3 protein-coding genes are annotated in these 3,773 nt (G+C 46.7%); all 3 read right to left on the bottom strand.

Annotated features, from left to right (window positions below; translation table 11 throughout):
* Positions 1 to 258: 258 nt before the first annotated feature.
* The 3 genes from HQK80_15920 to HQK80_15910 all read right to left on the bottom strand — a co-directional run bounded on the left by HQK80_15920 (position 259) and on the right by HQK80_15910 (position 3,749).
* On the bottom strand, positions 259 to 2,355 hold the full coding sequence (locus HQK80_15920; protein MBF0223680.1) for a HAMP domain-containing protein: 2,097 nt from the start codon (positions 2,353 to 2,355) through the stop codon (positions 259 to 261).
* A gap of 150 nt (positions 2,356 to 2,505) precedes the next feature.
* Complete coding sequence (locus HQK80_15915; GenBank protein ID MBF0223679.1) at positions 2,506 to 3,012, bottom strand: purine-binding chemotaxis protein CheW; 507 nt, start codon at positions 3,010 to 3,012, stop codon at positions 2,506 to 2,508.
* A 23-nt stretch (positions 3,013 to 3,035) separates the two neighbouring features.
* Positions 3,036 to 3,749 (bottom strand): hypothetical protein, encoded by a 714-nt coding sequence (locus HQK80_15910; protein MBF0223678.1) that lies wholly within the window; start codon positions 3,747 to 3,749, stop codon positions 3,036 to 3,038.
* Positions 3,750 to 3,773: the final 24 nt, after the last annotated feature.

The following is a 3,773-nucleotide window of genomic DNA, read 5'->3' as shown; positions in this document are numbered from 1 at the left end:
TGAACACATCAAAATTTTGCTTTTTTCCATATCATCCACAATGCTACAATAAATAGCAGCGAAGAATTCAGGCAACTTAACTAATCAAACACACAAGCCACCAGAGACAATCCATCAACATCATACTCACAAAGTACTAAATCAATCCTCTCCTGAGTCAGTGTATCCAAAAACAATACTGCCCCAGCCCTCCTTTGGCATAAGCAAGTCCCAACCGCACTTAGCTTAGCCCGGGGAGAACCGGGGCCTAAAAGTTAATTAGAATTTGCCGAACTCTGAGTCATCCAAGGCTATTACCTCAGATGGTTTTGGTGATTTGACGGAAGAACTGCCTCCTCCCCAATCATCATTGCCATACGATCTAGCCGAAGGAGATGGTAACGCTCGATGTTTAGCGGCAGACTGTCTCCCACCTTTAACTTTAAATTGTGACATCAAGGCCTTCATATGCTCAGCCTGGCTGGAAAGTTCTTCAGCAGCGGCCGCACCTTCTTCTGCACTGGCGGTATTTGTTTGGGTTACCTGGTCAATTTGGGTCAGTCCCTGGTTAACCTGAGCGATCCCTTCGGCCTGCTCATTTGAGGCAGCTGCAATTTCACCAACGAGATCTGTTACCTTCGATACGGATGTGACTATTTCATTTAATGACTCAGCCGTTTGAGTTGCGATGTCAGTACCGTTTTTGGTCTTCTCAACCGACCCTTCAATCAGTTCGGCTGTTTCTTTGGCAGCTTTTGCACTTCGGGCGGCAAGGTTTCTAACCTCTTCAGCAACAACAGCAAAGCCCTTACCATGACGACCAGCCCGAGCTGCCTCAACAGCAGCATTTAAGGCCAGTAGATTGGTTTGGAAGGCAATTTCGTCAATAACTTTAATGATTTTGGAGATACTCTGACCTGCAGCATTGATTTCGCCCATGGCGGAAACCATATTCTGCATTTGCTGATTACCTTTTTCCGCAGAGTTACGGGCTTCGGCGGCCAAGGTATTTGCCTGAGTGGCATTTTCAGCATTGGTCTTGGTCTGGGATCCCATTTCAGTCATGGAAGAGGTGATCTGTTCTAGTGAGGCGGCAGATTCTGTGGCGCCCTGCGACAAGGACTGGCTTGAATCAGAGACTTGAGAAGAACCGGAGGCGATCTGCTCGGTAGCGGAGTTTATTTCACCAACCAGACGATTGAGGTCTTCGCCGGTTTTTAAGAGGGCATTGCCGATGACATCGCGTTCATCATGGGGTTTGGCAACAAAAGTAAGGTCTCCTTGCGCCAGTGATTGCAGGGCTGCTACCACTTCATGCTGCAGGGTGTCGGCAAACTGGTCCATGGTATTTGCCATCGTACCGATTTCATCAGCGCGTTGCATTTTTAAGCGATTGTCCAGGCGGCCCTTGCCCATCTCAACGAGCATGGCAACGGTCTTACTGATTGGCCCCGTAATGGAGCGGGTGATAAAGTAGGCAATAATGACGCCTATAAACAAGGCGGCGATAAGGCCGAAAATCATGATGGTGGTAGCTGTGCCTAGGGATGAGACTGCGGTTTCGGCAATTCGCTCGGTCCCTTCCATTCCTGCTTTGGCGGTGGTCTGGGCTGCGGTTAATACCTGGTCGCCGGCTTCGCCCCGTTCTTTGGCAATCTCCTGGAGGTGCAGCCAGTTCTCCAAGAGGCTGTTCATGGCCGCACGATAATTGTTGGCGGCCTCTTCGGTCTCATCGATGCTTTTTAGGTCAGCAGCAAGACGGGTGATGGCTTTAAGTTCTTTGAATTTTTGGGCCATTATCGGGAAATTTTTCTGGGCATCCTCGATTACCTTGGGAGAACGCTCTGCCTGTGATCGCCAGGCCGCCAGCCTGGTCATATTGCCGACATCAATAATATCGTTGACTATAGTGATTTTTTGCAGACGCTCATTAAGCGCCGCTTCACCGGCACCGGACTTAATATCCTGCTCCATCGCCTCATTCTGATTGGCGAGGAAACTGTTACAGTTGGTCATGTACTGTCTGGCACTTGCATCAAGGTCTTTTCTGTTCTCATCGAGCTTGGTATTCATTGCCACCGTCTCTTCAACCAGTTTGCCGTACGTATCAACCCCCTTCCGGACATCATCGACTTGCCCCTTCAGCTTCACCAGGTGGACTGATTTTTCCGCCAGGTCTGAGGCATTATCCAGAGATTTTCGGACTTCTTCCAGATTCGCCTTGCCTCTTTCAAGAAATTGTTTATCCTCGGTTAAGCCGTAGCCGCGCATTTCATACATGGTAAGGAGCGAGAAGCGCTCGATATTGTTGGCCACGGCCACCTCAGGGACATATTCTTTCTGTAGGGCTAGCGAAAGGTTGCCGATATTTTTCATGTTAAAAATAGCCAGGCCGCCAAGAATGCTGGCAATGATAATTAAGGCACCAAAACCTGCCCCTATCTTCATTCCTAAGTTCATCTTCATTGATTTTCTCCTCTTGTTCTATGGTTGATGTTTTATGATTGTTTCTGCCTGAATTGTTTCCTAATTTTTTGTGTCGCTAATGGTGGTGATCTGTTCCAGCTCCTCTTCGTAAAGAAGCTTTTCAACGTTCAGCAGGATCTTGACTTCATCATCAATTTTACCCATTCCTTTCAGGTAGCGGCTGCTGTTCCCCTTACCGGTTTGAGGCGCCGGTTCGACCTGAGAGGCTGGGATATCGATAACCTCACTTACCTCGTCAACCACCAGGCCGACAGAAGTTCCATCAATATCAACAACAACTATGCAAGTTCGCTCATCGTATTCTCTTGCTTCAAGTTTAAACTTTGTCCGAACATCCATTACCGGAATAACCTTACCCCGCAGATTAATAACCCCTTTTATATAAACAGGCATATCCGGCACCTCAGTGATTTTCTGGATACCAATTATCTCTGTCACAAAGGCAATCTCAATGCCGTAGTCCTCTTTGGCTAAATGGAAGGTTAAATACTTGTCCTTTTGCGCATCTTCATCGTCATCATAAAAATCATCCTCCTCACCTGCAATATCTCTTTCGATAGTCTCTTCAGTCACATTAGCACCTCCTTGTATTGTTTTGGTTTTACAACTGATTTCATGTTTGTATATCCAACAACCTTACTCAATAAGGCATCTTTATCTGCAAAAATAAGCTCTCGAAGATGGTCGCACTGCTTTTGGGACATAGGAGAATTATGGACTATTGAGTTGCGATATCCGTTTGTAACCGTATTAAGTTTTGCTATGAATTTACGATTAAGATCGAGCCATATTCCGGGCCGTAGTTCATTAAGAAAACGTTTATAACTCTGCAGCGAGTATTCGTCGTTTAAGGTTTGTTTAAGAACAAAGAGAAATTGCCCGAGGGTAAGTGTTTGGACTTCAGGGTAATTTTCTTCATCAACAACCTTAGATAAGAAAGTGAAGTAGGTTGGCTGGTTTTTTCTTGTACCGGTATGCTCAGTGGCCAGGAACTCAGTAATGCCGGACCCCAGGTATGCGCGGAAAGGAACAACAAAAACCCTGTTAATTTCGAATTCCAGTGCCTTGCACAGTTCCATGCCAATCAGGCTGAGATCTCGATTTTCACTGCCTTCTCCAGCAAGATGCATATAGGTCTGCTCAGCGGTGGCCAGATAACAACGACACTGCGGAGAAAACAGCCTCCACTGGTACTGACCAACGGAAGTAATCAGTGATTTTTCAGTTGCTCTAAACGCTTGCTTTGCTCCTTTTGCCTTGGCCTCGATTATTTCGCTTGTCAAGCGCGCCAGAAACTGTTTTTGTTT

The organism is Desulfobulbaceae bacterium (assembly GCA_015231515.1).
Lineage (GTDB): Bacteria > Desulfobacterota > Desulfobulbia > Desulfobulbales > VMSU01 > JADGBM01.
The sequence above is the reverse complement of the archived record's forward strand: the minus strand, read 5'-3'. Positions and strand labels throughout refer to the sequence as shown.

Excerpts from the sequence above, each read along its gene's own strand:
- HQK80_15920 (MBF0223680.1), bottom strand. The coding sequence starts at position 2,355 with ATGAAAAATATCGGCAACCTTTCGCTAGCCCTACAGAAAGAATATGTC.